Consider the following 19,968-nt stretch of genomic DNA (forward strand, 5'->3'; position numbering starts at 1 on the left):
AGAAATTTAAATGTTGTTGTTGGTTCAGAGCACAAACAAGGAGCTCAAAAACCTAAAACTGTTAACCTAAACGATCTTAAATAATGGGAGTTATTCACAAAATAGGTAGAAGAAAAACCGCTGTTGCACGTGTTTATGTTACAGAAGGAACAGGAGTTATCGTAGTAAACAAAAAACCGTTTGCAACTTATTTTCCAACAGCTACTTTACAATACAAAGTATTACAAGCAATGTCATTAACTGACAACGTTTCTAACTTTGATGTAAAAATTAATGTTTATGGAGGAGGTTCAACTGGTCAAGCAGAAGCTGTGAGAATGGCAATTGCAAGAGCAATGTGTGAAGTAGGCGAAGGAAACAGAGCTGTATTGAAACCAGAAGGTTTATTAACTAGAGACCCAAGAATGGTTGAACGTAAAAAATTCGGTCAGAAGAAAGCTCGTAAGAGATTCCAATTCTCTAAACGTTAATATTCTCTGTTTTGTTTTTTTAAACAAGACATCGATAATTTATTTGAATTAATAACAATGTTGTTGTTGTCAAGCAAAAGCTTGAAATTAGTTTAGCATCTAAATGAAGCCAACTGCAAATAGCTAATCGCTGACCGCTTATTGGACCATTGCTAATCAACAGAACGTAAACTAAACAAAAAATGTCAAACAAAGTAGAAGTAAAAGAATTACTAGAAGCAGGTGTTCACTTTGGACACATGACTAGAAAATGGGATCCAAATATGGCTCCATACATTTATATGGAACGTAATGGAATTCACATTATCAATCTATATAAAACTGCAGCAAAAATTGAAGAAGCAAATGACGCTTTGAAAAAAATCGCTGCATCAGGTAGAAAAATATTATTTGTTGCTACCAAAAAACAAGCAAAAGATATCGTTGCTGATAAAGCAAAAAATGTAAACATGCCTTACATCACCGAAAGATGGCCAGGTGGAATGTTGACTAATTTCGTTACTATTCGTAAAGCTGTTAAAAAAATGGCTACTATCGATAAAATGAAAAAAGACGGAACATTCATGACTCTTTCTAAAAAAGAGCGTTTACAAGTTGATCGTCTTCGTGCAAAATTAGAGAAAAACTTAGGTTCAATTTCTGATATGTCTAGACTTCCTGCTGCATTATTTGTAGTAGATATTAAAGCAGAGCACATCGCAATTAAAGAAGCTCATAAATTAAACATTCCAGTTTTTGCAATGGTAGATACAAACTCAGACCCAAGAGAGGTTGATTATGTTATCCCTGCAAATGATGATGCTTCAAAATCAATTGAGAAAATTCTAACTTTAGTAACTGCGGCAATCACAGACGGATTGGCTAACAGAACTTCTGATAAAGAAGGAGATGCTGAAGCTCCAGTTGCTGAAGAAGCAGTTGAAGTAGCTACTGAAGTTGAAGTAGTAGCAGAAGTTACCGAAGAAGTAGTTGCAGAAGAAGCAGCTCCAGCGGAAGAAACTCCAGCAACTGAAGAATAATAAAAATAAATTTAAAGATTGAAAGATTTAAAGATAACTTAAAGTGTTGATTTCAAATTAACTCTAATTTTATCCTTTAAATTTTTCAATCTTTTAATCTTTAAATTAAATAATTATGGCAACAATTACTGCTGCAGACGTAAATAAATTAAGAACAATCACAGGTGCAGGAATGATGGACTGCAAAAAAGCATTAGTAGAAACTGATGGAGATTTTGATTTAGCAATTGAAAACCTTCGTAAAAAAGGTCAAAAAGTTGCTGCTAATAGATCTGACAGAGAATCTACTGAAGGAGCTGCAATTGCAGTTGTTAATGCCGACAAAACTGTTGGTGTTGTAATCACATTAAACTGTGAAACTGATTTCGTAGGAATGAACGAAAGCTTTGTAAAAATGGCTTTTGATATGGCTAATTTAGCTTTGAATTTCAATTCAAAAGAAGAATTTTTAGCTGCTGACTTCAACGGAATTACTGTTGCTGAAAAATTAATTGAGCAAACAGGAGTTATCGGAGAAAAATTAGAAATCAGAACTTTTGAGAAATTAGAAGGTGCTTTCATCGGATCATACATCCACTCTGGAAATAAAATCGCTACTATTGTAGCTTTATCTGCTAATATTGACGGTGCTGAAGAAGCAGCAAGAAATGTAGCAATGCAAGCGGCGGCAATGTCTCCAATTGCTTTAAACGAAGAAGGTGTTGATTCTGAAATCATTGCTAAAGAAATCGAAATTGCAAAAGATTTATTACGTCAAGAAGGAAAACCTGAAGCGATGTTAGAAAATATTGCAAAAGGTAAATTAGCTCGTTTCTTTAAAGACAATACTTTAGTAAACCAAGATTATATTAAAGATAGCAAAATGAGCGTTGGTGCTTATGTTCAATCTTTAGATAAAAACTTAACTGTTACTGGTTTCAAAAGAGCTTCTTTAGGTTAATAATAATTTTAGATTTTTGAGTTTAGATTTAAGAATTCTAATCCAATATAAATTCCATTTCGAAGTAATTTGAAATGGAATTTTTTTATATTTGAAAGTGTCAAAAAAATAAAAATGGACCAAAAAAATAGATGCAAGTGGTGTGTAGGTATGGATATATATGAAAAATACCACGATGAAGAATGGGGAGTTCCTGTTTATGACGACCAAAAACTATTTGAATTTCTAATATTAGAAACATTCCAGGCAGGTTTGAGTTGGATTACCATCTTAAAAAAAAGAGAAAATTTCCGATTGGCATTTGACCACTTTGATTATTTAAAAGTAGCATTATATACAGAAGACAAAATTCAGGAATTAATTCAAAATGCAGGAATTATTAGAAACCAATTGAAAATTCGGGCAGCAGTAACTAACGCAAATTCATTTATAAAAATACAAGAAGAATTTGGGAGTTTTAGTAATTATATTTGGGCTTTCACCGATAATAAACCCATTGTAAACACTCCAAGCAGTTTAAAAGAAGTTCCGGCAACATCTGCCATTTCTGACAAATTAAGTAAAGACCTAAAAAAAAGAGGATTTAAATTTGTGGGTTCAACTGTAGTTTATGCTCATATGCAAGCCACAGGAATGGTTGATGATCATGTAGCTGATTGCTGGAAAAGAAATTAAGAGCTTGGATTTAGTATCTTCATAAAAAGTTCTCTATCAATTTCTCTACAACCAAGACTATCCAAGTGGTCGTTATAAACTTGACAATCCAACAACTTATAATTTTCTTTTTCTAAATGTTTTGCCAAAGTAATAAAAGCAATTTTAGAGGCATTACTTACCTTTGAGAACATACTTTCTCCGCAAAAAACAGTTCCTAAATCTATTCCATATAAACCGCCAACTAATTCGTTATCCAGCCATACCTCAACAGATTTAGCAATTTCCATTTCGTTAAGCTTGCAATAAGCATCAATCATATCTTGGCTTATCCAAGTATCACCATATTGACCTTCCCTAATTATAGAACTACAATTTGAAATTACCTCTTTAAAATTTTGGTTAAAAGTAACTTTGAAACTATTTCTATTCAATACATTTCTCATACTTTTTGAAATAATCAATTCTTCAAAGAATAAAACCATTCTTGTTTTTGGTGCCCACCAAAGTATTGGTTCACCAGGATTAAACCATGGAAAAATTCCACTTTTATAGGCCAATATCAATCTCTCAGAAGATAAATCACCACCTACTGCAAGTACCCCTTGAAAAGAGGCTTGTGAAACAGGAGGAAAAAATAATTCGGAAGAAATTTTATACATTTATATTGAAAATTATTAGAATTTAATTGTATTAATTTAATTTAAACAAAATTAGCAATATCTTTATAAAAAAAATTTAAATGAGAAAATTAGTAATTCTACTATCACTATTATTTACTTCAACTGTAGTTTTATCTCAAATAAAAGACAGTATTTCTAACGATATTATGTATCAAAGTTACACCAATAAGAATGGTGAAATTTACACCTATAAAAAACCTCGTTTTTTTGAAATGATTACCAATATTCCTAAAAATGTTTATAGCACGGTGAATGATTTTGGATACAAAGAGAACTTAATTGCACTTGGAGGAGCAACGGCTATGACAATTGCAATAATTCCTCAAGACCAGCATTTACTTGAACAATCTAGAATACTTGGAGAACGAATAGGACTTAAAGACTTTGCAAAGTATCATCATTTTGGTCCTTTGGAAAATATACCATCCGACATAACATCGGCAATCTATCTAATTGGAAACGGAACTACCCCTTTATTGATGAGTATGGGATTTGCAACATATGGATTAATAAATAAAGATTATCGCTCCCTAAATACCGCTACCGGATTAGTTGAAAGTCTATTGGTTTGTGGTGTTTTTAGCCAAACAATAAAAAGAGTTTCTGGCAGACAAAGTCCAGCACCAGCAATTGTTGATGGAAATCCTGGTGGAGATTGGAATCCGTTTCCGAGCTTTAGTGCTTATGGGAAAAACACACCAAATTATGACGCAATGCCGTCGGGACATGTTATGACAGCAACAGCGGCTTTAAATGTACTTTTAACTAATTATCCTGATAAAAAATGGATAAAACCTGTAGGTTACAGTTTAATTGGTTTATTAGGATTTGAAATGGTTCAAGCTAATGTTCACTGGTATTCAGATTATCCAATAGCATTAGTTATGGGTTATATAATCGGTAAAAATGTTGCAAATAGTAAAATTAAAAAAACGAATTTAACTATTGATGCTCCAAAAAAATTCACCTTTAATGTAAACGCTTCCAGAAGTTTTGGGTATAACTTTATCGGCGCAAACATCACTTTTTAATTCCAAAAAATGAAAGTAAAAATATATATTGTAATTGCCTTACTTATTTCATTTATTGGGAATGCACAACAAAAAGATTCAATTTCATTATTGATAAAAGAAGAAAAGCTTTCATATAAGCAATTTATTATTCCAAGTGTATTGATTTCTGGAGGATTGCTAATGAAAAATACTCCAATGAATTCTAATTTACAAAACGATTTTAGAAAAGTGCTTGGCCATGATTTTCATAATAAAATCGACGACTTTCTTCAATATGAAGCTGTTTTACAAATTTATGGCGGACGATATTTAGGCTTAAAACCGAAACATAATGCACTTCGTCAAACAATAAATATTTTAGTATCTAATGCAATAATGGGAGGTATTGTAAAATCAATGAAACACTCATTTAAAGCAGTTCGTCCTGATGCATCAGATGAATATAGCTTTCCATCTGGACACACAGCTACCGCTTTTACCAATGCTTCGATATTATTTTATGAATATAAAGATGCCAATATTTGGTATGCAAGTAGCGGCTATTTATTTGCAACAGCAACTGGATTTTTAAGAATTGCTAACAATAGGCATTTTACTTCAGACGTTTTGGCCGGTGCTGGAATTGGAACAGCGGTGGGACTTGTAGTATCTTATTGGAGTCCGTTTAAATCGCTAACTTTTGGTAAAAATAAAACCCATGCCTTAGTTTACCCTCAAATAGGAACAAATTACGGCATAGGTTTATTAATTAAAAATTGATATTTAATCAATTATATTATTAGAACGGCAAATCGTCGTGCTCTTCTTCTTTAAAATTTTCAGCTGGAGCAAATGTTTCGGCAGCTGGCATTGGAGCAGCTTGCGCAGGAGCAGCAGTGCCTAATTTTTCTACTCTCCAACCTTGAATTGCATTGAAATATTTTGTTACTCCTTGAGGATCAACCCATTCGCGACCTCTCAAATTGATAGATACTTTTACAGCATCACCTACTTGGTAATTATTTAATAAATCACATTTGTCTTGAACGAATTCAACTAAAATGTGTTGTGGATATTGCTCGTCGGTAGTAACCACTAATTCTCTTTTTAAGAAACTTCCGCTTCCTACATTTTTTGATTCCCCAAGCATTTTAATTTTCCCTGATACTTCCATTTTACTTCTTTTAATTTATTATGAATTATTTTGCTAATAGTACTTTCCAAGCGGAATCTACATCGTTTTGATCTAAATATTCTTTTGCTTTTTTAAATTGTTTTAATTGATCGTCAGCGCTCAAAACACCTTTAACAGCAAAATTCTGTTTTACAAATATATTAATTTCTTCTGTTGTGGGCAACGCTTCAATATTCCCTAATTTCCCCAAATCGTTTCCATCAAAAATAGTACTTTCCTTAACAAAATTTGGAATTTGATCCACTCCTATACCTAATGTTGTGATGGGTTTAGCAACTTCAAACAAACCTTGATTGGCTCTTGAATACCAGTTTCCTCCCATTCTTGAAACCAAATCAATTTTAAATGGATCAATATTGCCATTTTCATCTAAAACTGATTCGCAAATGTGCATTTTTAAAATTTCACAAATAACTAAATTACCAGCTCCTCCTTGAGTTCCCAAACTAATAATTTCGTTTACTTTGCATTCAAACTGAACTGGTGATTGTGCCACACGATAAGGTTTTATCGTTTCAGAAGGTATTGCAGTAAATCCTGCTTTTATAAATTCATTTACGCCATCTGGATATTCAGAACTTGAAAGAGATGTTTGTTGAACTATATCAAAATTAACAACATTAATAACTACTTCTCGAGTAGCTTCAGCATTAATTAAAGTGTGTTTTATTGTATTGTCGCGAACACGTCTGGCAGGTGAAAATATCAATATTGGTGGATTCGCACTAAAAATATTAAAAAAACTAAACGGCGATAAATTTGGAACTCCATTTTTATCAATAGTGCTAGCAAAAGCAATAGGTCGCGGGCCTACAGCACTTTGCAAATAACCCTGTAATTTAGCAGAAGAAACGTTCTTTGGATCAATACTTACCATAAAAATCTATTTAAACAAATATAATAAATTGGTTTCAAAAATGAAGCAATATTGATTCTAATATTGATAATGAAATTACAATTTACTTTTCTGTTATCATAATCATATTATTTTATTATATTTATCGTTATTATTACTTTCAAAAGTAACTTATGCAGTTTTCAAACAAACGAAATTTTACTCGGTGGTTTATAATATTTTCCTCCTTTATCTTCATAGTTTTCATACTCTGGAATACTTACTCTTTTTTTCAAATTTTTAAAAATGAAGAGCGTTTAAAGATGGAATATTGGTCGGAGGCGCAAAAAACTTTAATTACCTCAGATATCAATACCGAAGTAGCCTTGCCAAGTAGAATAATTGGAGATAATAAAACAATTCCAATTATTTTAACTGATGAAAAAGATAGTATCATCGGCCATAACAATATTGACGAAAAGTTAATGTCGATTCCTAATGAAGCGAAAGCAATTTTAAAAAAATTAAAAAAAGAAAACGATCCTATAAAATTTGAATATGTCCCTGGGAAATTCAGAAATATCTACTACGGAAATTCCGATCGATTGAACAACCTTATCTATTTTCCAATTGCTTTTTTATTGATTATTTTACTCTTTGCCCTTCTGGTATATAATTTTTATAGAAGTACCAAAATGGCAACAGAAAACAAACTTTGGGCAGGAATGGCTAAAGAAACTGCGCATCAAATTGGAACTCCACTTTCGTCATTAATTGGCTGGTTAGAAATATTAAAAGCAGAAAATGTTGCTGATTCTACAGTAGCAGAAATTGAAAAAGACATACAAAGACTTCAAAATATTACCGATCGATTTTCAAAAATTGGTTCTGAACCTATTCTAGAAACTAAAGACATTATCTCAGAAACTGAAAATTCTTTTCAATATTTACAATCTAGATTTTCAAAACAAGTTGAGTTTTCATTTAAAGCTCCAGATTTCCCTGTTTTTGTTTCTCTAAATCCAATTCTATTCAGTTGGATCATTGAGAACATTGTAAAAAATGCAATTGATGCTATGAGAGGGAAAGGAAAACTTGCTGTGGCGATTTCTATAGAAGGCGAATTTGTAAAAATAAATGTAACCGATTCGGGAAAAGGAATCCCAAAAAAGCAATTCAAAAAAATATTTGAACCTGGTTTTACAACCAAAAAAAGAGGTTGGGGATTGGGACTTTCTTTAACGAAGAGAATTGTTGAAGAATACCATGACGGTAGAATAAAAGTACTGAATTCCGAAATTAATAAAGGAACTACATTTCAAATTAGCTTTAGAAAAACAAAATAATTTTATAATTTTTTCTTGGTTTTTCTGGCTTTACTTTTATTGATGAGAGTGGCTTTTTCACCGTTCCATTTATAATATTCTTCCTCATTTAACATGTTATAAACGTGGTCTGTCTCCTCAATTAATTCTGCATCTTCAATTTTTTTGATAATCCTATCGGGCTTTCCTCCTTTTTCAGATGGAAATACAAACTCTTCTGAATGGTAAAAAACATCCGCATCTACAACATTCATTCTTTCAGGTAATGGTTGAAATTTTTTGCCGTTCCACCCAAAATAATAATCAAATGTAGGAATGCCACATGCTTCCCCGCTGAATGAAATTCTATAAATATTCTGCAATTGGGATAACCCTAAATGGCCTATTGTTTTATTTTGAAAATAGGAACTTTCAGACAAACATTTTTTAATGGTATTAGCATCCAATAATTGGTTTTCCTTGTTTAAAATTTTTACTGTAATAAAAAAATTCTCATTGAAATATTCTTGAGATTTTATTTTTTCAATTTTATCAATGGTAGTTAAATAGGTTAATGAGCCGTTTTTGACGTAATTCAAAGCTAATAACCCTTTCCAAACATAGCCTGCTTTAGTTTCTCCTGCTTGATTTTTATATTCTATATCAACCCATGAAACATTAATTCCTTTTAATTTATGAAGTGATTCTGATGTGCTTTTAACCCTTACTTCGGTTCCTAATTGAAGTGAATCCAATACATACGATATGACGTTTGGACTTTTACGAACGTAACATGTAGGAAATCCAACAATTGCTTTCGTATTATCTTGAAAATTCCAATAATAGTTGTGGTTGTATTCGTCCTGAGAGTAGGAGAATGTTACAAACAACATTAATAAAACAATAAATGATTTTTTCATGTGTTTGTATTTTAAATGAATAATAGAATTATTTATAAATTTCCTTGGATTTTTAATGCCAAATCAAGGAATTCCTCTTTCGATATAGTGACTTTCTTTTGGAAACGAATATCTTCCATTGTATTTAGTGGAATCAAATGAACATGGGCGTGTGGAACTTCTAAACCGATAACACTCATCCCAATTCGCTTACAAGGAACTGTTTTTTCTAAAGCGATAGCCACTTTTTTTGAAAATTGCATTAAGCCTTTATAAAGTTCGTCATCAAGGTCAAAAATCTTGTCAACTTCTTTCTTTGGAATGCATAAAGTATGTCCTTCAGCATTTGGATTTACGTCTAAAAAAGCTAAAAAATTATCATCTTCAGCGACTTTATAACATGGAATTTCTCCGTTTACGATTTTTGAAAAAATACTTGACATTGTTGAATTTGGATTTGATTAATCTCTAGAAACTTCCAAAATTTCAAATTTCAAAATACCATTTGGTACAGTAATTTCAGCAATTTCTCCTACAGATTTTCCTAATAAACCTTTCCCAATTGGTGATGTTACAGAAATTTTTCCGGATTTTAAATCGGCTTCACTTTCCGCAACCAAAGTGTATTTTAATTCCATAGAATTGGTTAAATTTTTGATTTTAACATTAGATAAAACCAAAACTTTTGAAACGTCCAATTGAGTTTCGTCAATTAATCGAGCGTTAGCATGTACCTCTTCCAATTTAGCAATTCTCATTTCTAACATTCCTTGGGCTTCTTTTGCTGCATCGTATTCGGCATTCTCTGACAAATCACCTTTATCCCTAGCATCAGCAATGTCCTGAGACGCTTTTGGTCTCATCACATTCTTCAAATAATCCAATTCTTCTCTTAATTTCTTTAATCCTTCAGCGGTATAATAAGATACTTCACTCATAATTTAATCATTTATATAAAATAGAAAAAATCCCATCGGGACGGGATTTCTTTTTACAAAGATAGTTGTTATTTTTTTTATTCAAATAAATATATGAAAATCATATATAATTCAAAGTTAAATAATTTAAATTTGTTACCACTATTCTTTTAATAAAATTTCAATATGAGAAAATACATTTTTATTCTTTTGATATTTATTCTTTGCAATTGCAGCAATGACCAATTTAATAATAGCAACCCTTATATTCCAAATTATAGTTTTTCTATAGATATAAATACTGATTTACCAACCTACAATAATCTGAAATTTGTAAGTAACGGAATGTACATTCCTAATGCTGGTGCGCGAGGAATTATTGTTTTCAATACCACGGGGACCTCCTATGTAGCCTACGATGCGGCTTGCCCAAACCAAGCATTAAGCGCATGTTCTACAATGGTTGTCATCGGAATAAATGCAAAATGCAATTGCGATAATGATTTGTATAATCTTTTTACAGGACAAAGTCCAGGCAAAGAATATCCCATGAAACCTTACCGTGTAGAAACAATAGGTGCAATTATTCGAGTATATAATTAAAATTTCAACGAAATACCTGCTAAGAAATTAATTCCTGCTTGAGGATAATACCCTGCTCCGTCCATCGTAATTGTATTTCCTGGATTGGTCCAAGTGTCATCATAAGTGAAATAATAACCATTTGAAACGTATTTAGTGTTCAAAAGATTATTCACTAAAACAGAAAACAACACCGATTTAAAAACATTTTTTGGTTGGATTTCATACGATATATTCAAATCGTTTACGAAATAACTCGGCAATTCAGAATTTACTGAATCAATATTCCCCATAAACTGTTTGCCAACAAACTTTGATAAAATACTAAATTGAAGATTTTCGCTTGGCGCAAATGTTACACAGTTTCCTGCAACAATATTAGGAGAAAAAGCAATATTTGTATCTCCTAAATTCACAAGGTTTCCGTCTTTTTGAAAATAATAATCTTGATTTTTATTTTGGCTTAATGCAATATTTGGTCGAAGTAACCATTTATTAGAAATATAAATAGTAGCATCTACTTCCAATCCTAAACGATAACTATCTCCAACATTTTCTCTTAAAGGAGCTCCCACATCACTTAGAGCACCTGTTAATACCAACTGGTTTTTGTATTTCATATAATATGCGGTAACATTTACCTTTGACTTTTCTGTCGCCAATCTCCATCCTAATTCAAAATCATTCAATTGCTCTGGTTTAGGATCTCCGCTAGTATAGTCATCACGATTTGGCTCTCTATTTGCTCTGGCGAAAGAAAAATAAATCGAGTTTTTAGAATTTAAATCGTAATTAAATCCTGCCTTTGGATTGAAAAAATTAAAATTATCATTTACCAGTCCTGTTTCTAAACTGTTTGCCTTATAATGAACATTTCTCAATTGCAAATCTCCGTAAAGACATAATTTATCTGTCAATTGAAAATTCGCTTTTACAAATAAATTCCCGTCTGTTTTAGTGGCAAAATCATCGTAATAACGATCTCCTAACTCACTTTGTGAAGCAAAACGAGCCCAAATTACATTTCCGAAATGAGCCCCTTCGTATTTATTGTATGCTCCTCCAATAACTAAATTTAACTTTTCATCTTTATAATTTGATGAAAAAGTTGTTCCGTAAAAATCATTATCCAACCATTTTTGACGAATTAAATCGGTTGTAACTTCGGTTCCAACAGGCAACAATCCATAATCTGCGAAAGCTGCATCTTCAATATAGTTTTCAAAATATCCTTGTCCTTGGGTATAATGAAAAGCCAAATTGGTATTCCATTTATCAGAAATTTTTTCATTCCAATGCAATTGATAGTGATCCTGTTGGTAGTTATCGGTTTCATTATCGTAGTACCGAATATTCCCAAACTCATCAGTATACATTCCAGCTGAATTAAAAGTTCTATTATTTTCCAAAGTAGCTGCATCAATTCCATTCCAAGATTGATATGTTTTCTCTTTTCCCCCAAATACTAAAGCTTTGACTAAGGTTGTTTTTCCAACATAGGTTCCTTGTAAAAAATAGGACTTTAAATCGGAACTTGCTCGATCTACATATCCATCTGATTTTAATACCGACATGCGGCCAGCGATTTCAAATTGGTCATTCATTAATCCGGTGCTGAATTTTACAGTGCTTTTTCTTGAATTAAAACTTCCTCCAGAGTTTGAAATTTCTCCGCTGCTCGTTTTTGAATAATTATCGGTCAACATGTTCAAACTTGCACCAAAAGCTCCTGATCCATTTGTTGATGATCCTACTCCGCGTTGCAATTGAACACTTTCAAGTGAAGAAGCAAAATCGGGCATGTTCACCCAAAAAGTTCCTTGACTTTCTGAGTCATTATAGGGGATCCCATTTATAGTGATGTTTACACGAGAGGCATCACTACCTCGAACACGAATTCCGGTGTATCCAATCCCGTTTCCGGCATCAGAGGTAGTGACTACAGACGGTAAATAATTCATCAAAATGGGAATGTCCTGACCTAAATTTCGGGTTTTAAATTCTTTTTTATTCAAATTTGTAAATGTAACAGGCGTTTTTGAATCTATTCGAATTGCTGAAACTAAAACAGCATCAAGTTCGTTGATTTTTGTGGTGTCTTTTTTAGTTTCTTGGGAAAAAGCACCAAAAGAGATAAGAAAAAAGAAAATAGAGGAAAGATTAAAAAATCTTATGCAATTTGGTTGAAATTTGAAAATATTTTTCATTCGTAAAATAGTTACGAATAATAAGGGGTAAATTATTCAATTGATAATTTATTGTTCATTGAAAAAAAGAGCAATTAACTCTATTTTCATTATTTCCCTTGGCAGCATTACCTGCCCAGGTTCTTTGGGTATAATCTCAGCCAATATTCCGTTTTGGAAACCAGCACCCCTTTGAGACGGTACAAAAGTAGTTTATAAATTTTGAAATACGAAAAATGAATTACGAAAAAATTAAAATTCTGGTTTCTTTCTGTTCTTTTTAGTTTCCGATAAATTCTTTTTATCCTTTAATCTTTTTCTAATAACTGATTTAGGGATTTTTGTCGCTTTACGAATTTTTGGAATGTACAATCCTTGTTCTAAAATTGCAAGGAACCTTTTAATTACAATTTCTTTATTTTTGAGTTGGCTTCTATCTTCGTCACAATTCAAAATCAAAATTTGTTCGTTGGTGAGTCGGGATGATAAATTTATTTCTAGAAGATTTTTTTCTTCATTTGAAAATGCATTAGAATTTTTTACATCGAATGAAAGTACCACTTTTGAGGACACTTTATTTACATTTTGTCCGCCGGCGCCGCTACTTCGGACTGCTTTAAATTGCAATTCGGAAATCAATTTTTCTTTTTCCATTAGTGAATTTAATGATTTTGATGTGCGGGTTTCAATAAATCGTTGACCGTTTTCACTGGATTAAATGTAATTAACGGAACCTCAACAAAAATAGTAATCCAATTGGCCATTGCTCCATTCCATAAACCTGGCAATTCATATGCTTTAATTGGTTTCCCAAATTTGGTTTTTTCAACGATAAAGCCACTATTGTGATCGATGAAATTACTAAAGTCAAACTTTAAACCATTGTAATCTTTAAGACCGCAAACCAAATCTACAGGATTAAAATGACTTGCATTACTAGCAATTAAAGTCTGTTTTTCATTACTGAAATCAATTTGGGCCGATTCAACAATTTGCAAAGTGGTATTCCCATTGGCATCGGTTACCCAAAATGGGCCTCCGCCTGGTTCACCTTCATTTTTTACCATTCCGCAAACCCGAATTGGGCGATTCAAAATTTCCTTCAAATAGCTAATTTTATTTTCTAAGGTATATTTTGAAAAATCAAGATTTACTTTATAATTCAACTGGTTTTCAATAAAATTCAATAATTCTTGGGTTTCATTTTCAACAATCGAATCTATTTTTAATAAATAAGAATTTACTTTTCCTTGCAATTCAATTAAAAGTCCGGCCAAACCTTTTTTGTAAAAAGCGATAGTTTCTGCTCCATTTAGAATTACATTATCGATATTTTTTATATAAACTATATCGGCTTCAAGGGAACTGAAATTTTCAATTAATGCTCCATGTCCGCCGGGTCTAAAAACCAATTCTCCATTTTCATTTCTGAAAGGTTTGTTTTCAGAATCTACAGCAATACTATCTGTATGCTTTTTTTGATGTGAAAAGACAATGTTTATTTTAGTGCCTGAAGTTTCTTCAATTTTACTTTTAACATTCAATAAAGTGCTTTCAAATTGGGATTTATGTGTTTCAGAAACGGTGAAATGCAAATTTGAAACCCCATTTGCACAAGCATACAAAACACTTTCTTTTAAATGTTCCTCTATTGGAGTTACAATTTGATTTGGGTATTGATGAAAAGGTAAAACTCCTTTTGGTTTGTTTGAAAAGTCAAAGTGATTTTCATCCAACATCAATTTGATGAAATAATAATATTGCTTGTCTTTACTCCAAGATTTAAAATCAGGAAACTCTTCAAATAGTTTATTATTTATAGCTTTGAAGAAAGGAAATTTCTCTAATCCAGCTAAGAAAACAGTTAGTTCAATTGCATTTTTCCTATTGATATAGGCATTTACTGTTTCGTTTTCTAGATCAAATTCATTTAAAAATTCATTTAAAAACTTGAACATTCTACTTGCAGCTCCCGATGCTGGAATAAACTTCTTTAGCTTGAAATTGTCTTTTTTTGAATCAAATAGTGATGAATAGCTTTGGAATTCTTCATCGGATAACTTTAAAATTCCATCATTAATAATTGCTGGTCGATTTAGATTGGCTTTTGGAATTCCATTTTTATAAATTGAAATTTGCTTTTCAATCTCGGTAATTGGAACTTCCGAATCTAAAATCTGAAGGAAATCTTGTGAAGAAAATCCGAGTTTTTTTGCTTTGGTTAAACTTTCAATTATTGCTATTGCTTTTTGAAATCGAATTTCTGGATTTCCTGTTAGAACAATAAATGGTTTATTATTTTCAATTAATGTATGTTTGAATTTTTCAAATGTAGTTTCTCTGTCATTTGGAGAATCCCTCAAATCGTCTTTTTCCCAAGGCACATCAATATTGGTTAGGAAAAATAAATCGTACTTATGTTTTCGTGCTGCTTTATCCAATTTAGAATCACAAAAACCATAATACATTTCAGAAAAAACTTTGGTTGTCATTAAGCATGTATCTACAAAAAGGTAATTATTGGCTTTTTGCAAGGCGCTATTTTCGAGTTTGATTTGCCCAATGGCGATTGGCAATAAATCATCAGGAGAACAAATTTCCTTTTTAGAATCCCATTTTTGTTGCAAATAATCACGAGCAAATTCTGGCGCCCATTCCGTATTGAAATGAGCTGCTAACTGATTGCACAAGGTAGTTTTTCCTGTACTTTCAGGACCGTAAATGGCAATTTTAATTATTGCGTTCCCAGGGAGCTGGAGTTGTTTAAGGTTTTCTTCCATTCTAAATAGCCGTATATGGCGATGATTGTAAATATAATATATTGAATGCTTGTAAAGGTATATCCCTTAAAAAAGTACATTGGGACGGATATTGTATTTCCAATAATCCATAAAATCCAATTTTCAATTTTTCGTTTTGCCATGAGCCACATCCCTAAAAAGAAAATCCCAGTAACGAAAGTATCTACATAGGCTGACCATGATGTAAATTTATTAAAATATAAATAGACAGCAACAACGAAAGCAATTGTTAACGTAAATATTACAAAAGCAAGTCCTTTTTCCTTTTTTGAAATACTTGAAATTGGGAATTCATCGGCACCTTCTTTTTTTCGTGTCCAAACATACCAGCCGTAAACACTCATCACAACGTAATATCCATTGATCATCATGTCGCCCAATAACGACCACTTCCAGAGCAAATAAACATAAATTGAAGTATTAATAATTCCTGTTGGAAATACTAGAATAGTATTTTTTTTAGCAAACCAAACGCTAAGAATTCCGAATATTACTGCTGTAATTTCAAGATAGATTTCAATTATTGGATAATTTTCGTATTGTTGAAAAAGGGATTCTATCATTGATTATTGATTTTGTTGAAATGCATAAACCAGAGTAAAGTTATCTATTTCAATAAAATGATACTTGAATTGGATTGATTTATTTTGAAAACGCAAATTGGCAATTCCTGATTGGTCTTTTATTTCAAATGAATGAACGTGAATATGATCTTTAAAGCTTATTCCAGCTTCGTTTCTAATTTTGAAAATAGATTCTTTAACTCCCCAGATAACAGTTAACTTTCGGATGTAATCTTGATTTTCTTTATTTAAAAATTCCCATTCTGGTTCAACGAATTTATCGGCAATTCTTATGATTTTATCTCGTTGCAATTCAATGTCGATTCCTGTTATTTCGTCGCTAAAAATTACGGTTGCAAACTCATGGGAATGAGAAATTGAAATGTGTTTGCCGTCTTTTAGATGTGGTTTACCAAATTGATCGTAGTCTAAATCAAAGTCGGTGTAGCCTTTTAATTGCAATAATTTACGGACGCTCAGAAACGCACGTTGGTGCAATTCTGACTTCATTCCGTTGAATCTTTGTTGGTTTTTTGGATTTAAGTTGACTTCTGCAGACAATTCTGCCAACGATTCGGTGATTTTCCAAAGCAGAATTTCGGTAGTTGGGTTAATATTAATTGTTTTGAGAAGTGGCATTAGATTAATTGTAAATTATGAATTATGAATTATGAATTTAAGTCGCATTGTTCTAATTTCTAGTTAACGCTAGCCCTGATAGCAGCGGTATCCTCTTGTGGCGGGGTTCGCCAGAAGAGATTTAGCGGATAGCAGGAAATAGCTCCAAAAAAACGAAATTAGCATTATATTGTTTTAAAATTCAAGTCTTTACAAAATAAACATTTCATAAAAAGTTGTGAAAATTATTAAATGACAAAGTTAATACCTAAATTTGCAAAAAATTTCAAATACAAATATACTATAAATGAGTACAGCAACTATGCCTTATGTGGCTTTCAAAGTAAAAGATATTTCTCTAGCTGCTTGGGGAAGAAAAGAAATTGAATTAGCAGAAGCTGAAATGCCAGGATTGATGGCGCTACGTGCTGAATACAAAGACGAACAACCGCTTAAAGGGGCTCGTATTGCAGGATGTTTGCACATGACGATTCAAACTGCGGTTTTAATTGAAACATTAATTGCTTTGGGTGCAGAAGTTACTTGGAGTTCTTGTAATATTTTCTCTACTCAGGACCAAGCTGCTGCTGCTATTGCTGCTGCAGGAATTCAAGTTTATGCTTGGAAAGGTCTTGACGAAGCATCTTTTGATTGGTGTATTGAGCAAACGTTATTTTTTGGTGAAGACAGAAAACCATTGAATATGATTTTGGATGATGGTGGAGATTTAACTAATATGGTTTTTGACCGTTACCCAGAATTAATTCCTGGAATTAAAGGTTTATCAGAAGAAACAACTACTGGAGTTCACCGTTTATATGAAAGAATGAAAAACGGAACTTTGTTTATGCCAGCAATTAACGTAAATGACTCGGTTACAAAATCGAAATTTGACAACAAATACGGTTGTAAAGAAAGTGCTGTTGATGCGGTTCGTAGAGCTACCGATATTATGTTGGCTGGAAAAAGAGTAATCGTTTGTGGTTACGGTGACGTTGGAAAAGGTACTGCTGCTTCATTTAGAGGTGCTGGATCTATTGTAACGGTTACTGAAATTGACCCTATTTGTGCTTTACAAGCGGCAATGGACGGTTTTGAAGTTAAAAAATTAGATACGGTTATTAAAACTGCCGATATTATTATTACAACTACTGGAAATAAAGATATCGTTTTGGGTTCTCACTTTGAGAAAATGAAAGATAAAACGATCGTTTGTAACATTGGACATTTTGATAACGAAATTGATATGGCTTGGTTGAACAAAAACCACGGTGCTTCAAAAGTTGAAATCAAACCACAAGTTGACAAATATACTATTGCTGGAAATGACATTATTGTTTTGGCTGAAGGTCGTCTGGTAAACCTTGGTTGTGCTACAGGTCACCCAAGTTTTGTAATGAGTAACTCGTTTACGAACCAAACTTTAGCTCAAATTGAATTATGGAAAAACAGCGCTGCCTACAAAAATGAAGTTTATATGTTGCCAAAACATTTAGATGAAAAAGTAGCAATGTTACACTTGGCAAAACTAGGCGTTGAATTGGAAACTTTACGTCAAGACCAAGCAGATTATATTGGCGTGGAAGTTCAAGGTCCGTTCAAACCAGAATACTATAGATACTAGATTTGATTTAAGAATTTAGATTTAAGAATTTCAAACCCGACCGGCTTTTAAACCTGTCGGGTTTTGATTTTAGAAACCTTAATGAATTTGAGGTTTTTTTATTTTTTTACATTTAAACTTTTTGTAATTATTTTCATATTTTAGCTAAATAAATATTAGGCCTTTTAAATGATTATAATAAAAGGTTTACAAGCATTTTAGTCCCGTCAAAAAGAAAAATAAATATGACTGAAGCAATTATTCCCTTACTTTCTTTAATTGCACTTGAAGTAATTCTTGGAATTGATAATATTATTTTTATTTCTATTTTGGCAGACAAATTGCCAGATAACCAAAGAAACAAACTTCGATTTTGGGGAATAGGTTTGGCAATGGTAATGAGATTACTACTTTTAGCATTTATAGCGTGGATTTTAAAACTAGACCAAACGCTTTTCACTCTCAATAATACTGACTTTTCAGGTAAGGACTTGATTATAATTTTTGGTGGCCTTTTCTTAATTTATAAAAGTACTAAAGAAATTTACCACAAAACCGAAATTTCAAATGAAAATATCCCAATCGTTCCTAAGAATAGTAGTTTTAAAAGATTACTGTTGGAAGTAATCCTATTGGATTTAGTATTTTCGATCGATTCAATAATTACTGCGGTTGGAATGGTTCAAGAGCTATGGGTAATGTATACTGCAGTAATTGTTACAGTAATTATTATGCTATTAGCCTCAAAACCAATTAGTGAATTTATTAAAAAGCACCCGTCTTTTAAAATATTAGCATTGTGCTTTTTAATGATGATTGGTGCTTCTTTGCTAGCTGAAGGGTTTCACTTTGAAATTCCAAAAGGTTATATATATTTTTCAATGGCATTCGCGTTTATAGTTGATGTTGTTCAAATGAAAACTATAAAACACAATTAAATGAGACTATTTTTTATAGCGGCAATTTCTTTGTTTTTTTCTTCGAATGTAGTGTTAGCGCAAAATTTTGATCTTGGGAGTTGGAATATTCTAAATATTAAATACAATCAAAACGAAAAATGGAGTTTTTTCGGAGAAGCATAATTGCGTTCATTAAAATTCTATAATAATTTTCATTACTATGAATATAAAGGAGGCATTAACCTTAAAGTTCATAAAAATGTAAAGCTAACTTTAGGAGCAGGAAGTTACCAAACCTATAATGAAGGGGGGAATTTTGTTTTGCCAAAAAACAATAATGAATTCAGAATTTGGCCCCAAGCTGTCCTTTTTCAATCAATAGGGAATCTCAAAATTGAACAACGGTATCGGTCGGAGTTCCGATTCACAAACAATGGTTGCCGCAATCGGTTCCGATATCGACTTGGTGTTTCCTATCCTTTTGGAAAAGAACAGGACAATTACAAACCCTTTCAAATTAATGTTAGTAATGAATTGTTTTTTACCAATTCAGAACCGTATTTTGAAAGGAATCGAATGCTAGTTGCATTTAATTATAAGCCTTCAAAAGCGACCACTTTGCAAATTGGCTATTTACATCAGTTCGATTACAAAATAAATGATGAGACGGGTCGTGACTTTTTACAATTAGGATATTTCATTGAAATATTTAAAAAATCAGCACCAAATTCAACTATTGATACAGATATTAAAGACAATTAATTAAGTCGGATTTTAATTGAAATGACAAGTTTTAAACTCTGTAGAA

The 19,968-nt window shown here is 32.0% G+C and carries 23 protein-coding genes and 1 pseudogene; 13 read left to right on the forward strand and 11 right to left on the reverse strand.

The window, feature by feature from the left end; genetic code table 11:
* From AC9UFV_RS06635 to AC9UFV_RS06655, 5 genes and pseudogenes are all read left to right on the forward strand, one after another.
* Positions 1-84 (forward strand): annotated as a pseudogene (locus AC9UFV_RS06635) (50S ribosomal protein L13); the annotation flags it as partial.
* Positions 84-470 carry a 30S ribosomal protein S9 gene (gene rpsI, locus AC9UFV_RS06640; protein WP_509521449.1) on the forward strand — a complete coding sequence of 129 codons (387 nt, stop codon included), beginning with the start codon at positions 84-86 and terminating at the stop codon, positions 468-470. The pseudogene AC9UFV_RS06635 and the gene rpsI, both read left to right, overlap by 1 nt.
* Positions 471-652: 182 nt before the next feature.
* The gene (gene rpsB, locus AC9UFV_RS06645; RefSeq protein WP_509574087.1) at positions 653-1,489 is read left to right on the forward strand and encodes a 30S ribosomal protein S2; all 837 of its coding nucleotides are present in this window, start codon (positions 653-655) and stop codon (positions 1,487-1,489) included.
* Positions 1,490-1,604: 115 nt separating this feature from the next.
* Positions 1,605-2,429 carry a translation elongation factor Ts gene (gene tsf, locus AC9UFV_RS06650; protein WP_509574089.1) on the forward strand — a complete coding sequence of 275 codons (825 nt, stop codon included), beginning with the start codon at positions 1,605-1,607 and terminating at the stop codon, positions 2,427-2,429.
* Positions 2,430-2,543: 114 nt separating this feature from the next.
* Entirely contained in the window at positions 2,544-3,104 is a 561-nt protein-coding gene (locus tag AC9UFV_RS06655) for a DNA-3-methyladenine glycosylase I (protein ID WP_509574090.1), read from the forward strand.
* Here AC9UFV_RS06655 and aat read toward each other — a convergent pair.
* The gene (aat, locus tag AC9UFV_RS06660) at positions 3,101-3,745 is read right to left on the reverse strand and encodes a leucyl/phenylalanyl-tRNA--protein transferase (protein ID WP_509574092.1); all 645 of its coding nucleotides are present in this window, start codon (positions 3,743-3,745) and stop codon (positions 3,101-3,103) included. The genes AC9UFV_RS06655 and aat overlap by 4 nt on opposite strands.
* An 80-nt stretch (positions 3,746-3,825) precedes the next feature.
* On the opposite strand from aat, the gene AC9UFV_RS06665 reads away from it, so the two are divergent.
* Together AC9UFV_RS06665 and AC9UFV_RS06670 are read left to right on the forward strand one after the other, a co-directional pair.
* Positions 3,826-4,797 (forward strand): phosphatase PAP2 family protein, encoded by a 972-nt coding sequence (locus AC9UFV_RS06665; protein WP_509574094.1) that lies wholly within the window; start codon positions 3,826-3,828, stop codon positions 4,795-4,797.
* A 9-nt stretch (positions 4,798-4,806) separates the two neighbouring features.
* The gene (locus AC9UFV_RS06670) at positions 4,807-5,538 is read left to right on the forward strand and encodes a phosphatase PAP2 family protein (protein WP_509574096.1); all 732 of its coding nucleotides are present in this window, start codon (positions 4,807-4,809) and stop codon (positions 5,536-5,538) included.
* A gap of 19 nt (positions 5,539-5,557) precedes the next feature.
* Here the strand turns inward: AC9UFV_RS06670 and AC9UFV_RS06675 are convergent, their stop codons facing one another.
* On the reverse strand, positions 5,558-5,932 hold the full coding sequence (locus AC9UFV_RS06675; protein WP_509574097.1) for a DUF3127 domain-containing protein: 375 nt from the start codon (positions 5,930-5,932) through the stop codon (positions 5,558-5,560).
* 25 nt (positions 5,933-5,957) lie between these two features.
* A complete protein-coding gene (locus AC9UFV_RS06680; RefSeq protein WP_509574099.1) occupies positions 5,958-6,830 on the reverse strand; it encodes a flavin reductase family protein in 873 nt (290 codons plus the stop codon).
* Between the two features lie 152 nt (positions 6,831-6,982).
* On the opposite strand from AC9UFV_RS06680, the gene AC9UFV_RS06685 reads away from it, so the two are divergent.
* The gene (locus AC9UFV_RS06685) at positions 6,983-8,134 is read left to right on the forward strand and encodes a sensor histidine kinase (protein ID WP_509574101.1); all 1,152 of its coding nucleotides are present in this window, start codon (positions 6,983-6,985) and stop codon (positions 8,132-8,134) included.
* Positions 8,135-8,136: 2 nt separating this feature from the next.
* Here the strand turns inward: AC9UFV_RS06685 and AC9UFV_RS06690 are convergent, their stop codons facing one another.
* Genes AC9UFV_RS06690 through greA form a run of 3 tightly spaced genes read right to left on the reverse strand, consistent with a single transcriptional unit; the run spans position 8,137 to position 9,929 of the window.
* Positions 8,137-9,012, reverse strand: coding sequence for a hypothetical protein (locus AC9UFV_RS06690; RefSeq protein ID WP_509574104.1), 876 nt, complete (start codon positions 9,010-9,012; stop codon positions 8,137-8,139).
* A 32-nt stretch (positions 9,013-9,044) separates the two neighbouring features.
* Positions 9,045-9,434: an HIT family protein gene (locus AC9UFV_RS06695; RefSeq protein WP_509574106.1), complete on the reverse strand. Its 390-nt coding sequence runs from the start codon at positions 9,432-9,434 to the stop codon at positions 9,045-9,047.
* An 18-nt stretch (positions 9,435-9,452) separates the two neighbouring features.
* Positions 9,453-9,929 carry a transcription elongation factor GreA gene (gene greA / locus AC9UFV_RS06700; protein WP_509574108.1) on the reverse strand — a complete coding sequence of 159 codons (477 nt, stop codon included), beginning with the start codon at positions 9,927-9,929 and terminating at the stop codon, positions 9,453-9,455.
* A gap of 165 nt (positions 9,930-10,094) precedes the next feature.
* Here greA and AC9UFV_RS06705 point away from each other — a divergent pair, with 165 nt between their 5' ends.
* Positions 10,095-10,511: a Rieske (2Fe-2S) protein gene (locus AC9UFV_RS06705; RefSeq protein ID WP_509574110.1), complete on the forward strand. Its 417-nt coding sequence runs from the start codon at positions 10,095-10,097 to the stop codon at positions 10,509-10,511.
* On the opposite strand, the gene AC9UFV_RS06710 is transcribed toward AC9UFV_RS06705, so the two are convergent.
* The 5 genes from AC9UFV_RS06710 to AC9UFV_RS06730 all read right to left on the reverse strand — a co-directional run bounded on the left by AC9UFV_RS06710 (position 10,508) and on the right by AC9UFV_RS06730 (position 16,679).
* Positions 10,508-12,697: a TonB-dependent receptor gene (locus tag AC9UFV_RS06710; RefSeq protein WP_509574112.1), complete on the reverse strand. Its 2,190-nt coding sequence runs from the start codon at positions 12,695-12,697 to the stop codon at positions 10,508-10,510. The genes AC9UFV_RS06705 and AC9UFV_RS06710 overlap by 4 nt on opposite strands.
* 231 nt (positions 12,698-12,928) lie before the next feature.
* Positions 12,929-13,330, reverse strand: a complete 402-nt coding sequence (gene arfB, locus AC9UFV_RS06715; protein ID WP_509574114.1) for an alternative ribosome rescue aminoacyl-tRNA hydrolase ArfB — start codon at positions 13,328-13,330, stop codon at positions 12,929-12,931.
* 8 nt (positions 13,331-13,338) lie between these two features.
* Entirely contained in the window at positions 13,339-15,456 is a 2,118-nt protein-coding gene (locus tag AC9UFV_RS06720) for a DUF4301 family protein (protein ID WP_509574116.1), read from the reverse strand.
* Positions 15,411-16,040 (reverse strand): nicotinamide riboside transporter PnuC, encoded by a 630-nt coding sequence (gene pnuC / locus AC9UFV_RS06725; RefSeq protein ID WP_509574118.1) that lies wholly within the window; start codon positions 16,038-16,040, stop codon positions 15,411-15,413. The genes AC9UFV_RS06720 and pnuC overlap by 46 nt, the downstream gene beginning before the upstream one ends.
* Before the next feature lie 3 nt (positions 16,041-16,043).
* Entirely contained in the window at positions 16,044-16,679 is a 636-nt protein-coding gene (locus tag AC9UFV_RS06730) for a 4'-phosphopantetheinyl transferase family protein (protein WP_509574120.1), read from the reverse strand.
* Positions 16,680-16,965: 286 nt separating this feature from the next.
* On the opposite strand from AC9UFV_RS06730, the gene ahcY reads away from it, so the two are divergent.
* From ahcY to AC9UFV_RS06750, 4 genes are all read left to right on the forward strand, one after another.
* Entirely contained in the window at positions 16,966-18,282 is a 1,317-nt protein-coding gene (gene ahcY, locus AC9UFV_RS06735; RefSeq protein WP_509574123.1) for an adenosylhomocysteinase, read from the forward strand.
* A 224-nt stretch (positions 18,283-18,506) separates the two neighbouring features.
* A complete protein-coding gene (locus AC9UFV_RS06740; protein WP_509574125.1) occupies positions 18,507-19,199 on the forward strand; it encodes a TerC family protein in 693 nt (230 codons plus the stop codon).
* The gene (locus AC9UFV_RS06745) at positions 19,200-19,343 is read left to right on the forward strand and encodes a hypothetical protein (protein WP_509574128.1); all 144 of its coding nucleotides are present in this window, start codon (positions 19,200-19,202) and stop codon (positions 19,341-19,343) included.
* Entirely contained in the window at positions 19,344-19,922 is a 579-nt protein-coding gene (locus AC9UFV_RS06750) for a DUF2490 domain-containing protein (RefSeq protein ID WP_509574130.1), read from the forward strand.
* Positions 19,923-19,968 lie beyond the last annotated feature (46 nt).

The organism is Flavobacterium sp. (assembly GCF_044349645.1).
GTDB lineage: Bacteria > Bacteroidota > Bacteroidia > Flavobacteriales > Flavobacteriaceae > Flavobacterium.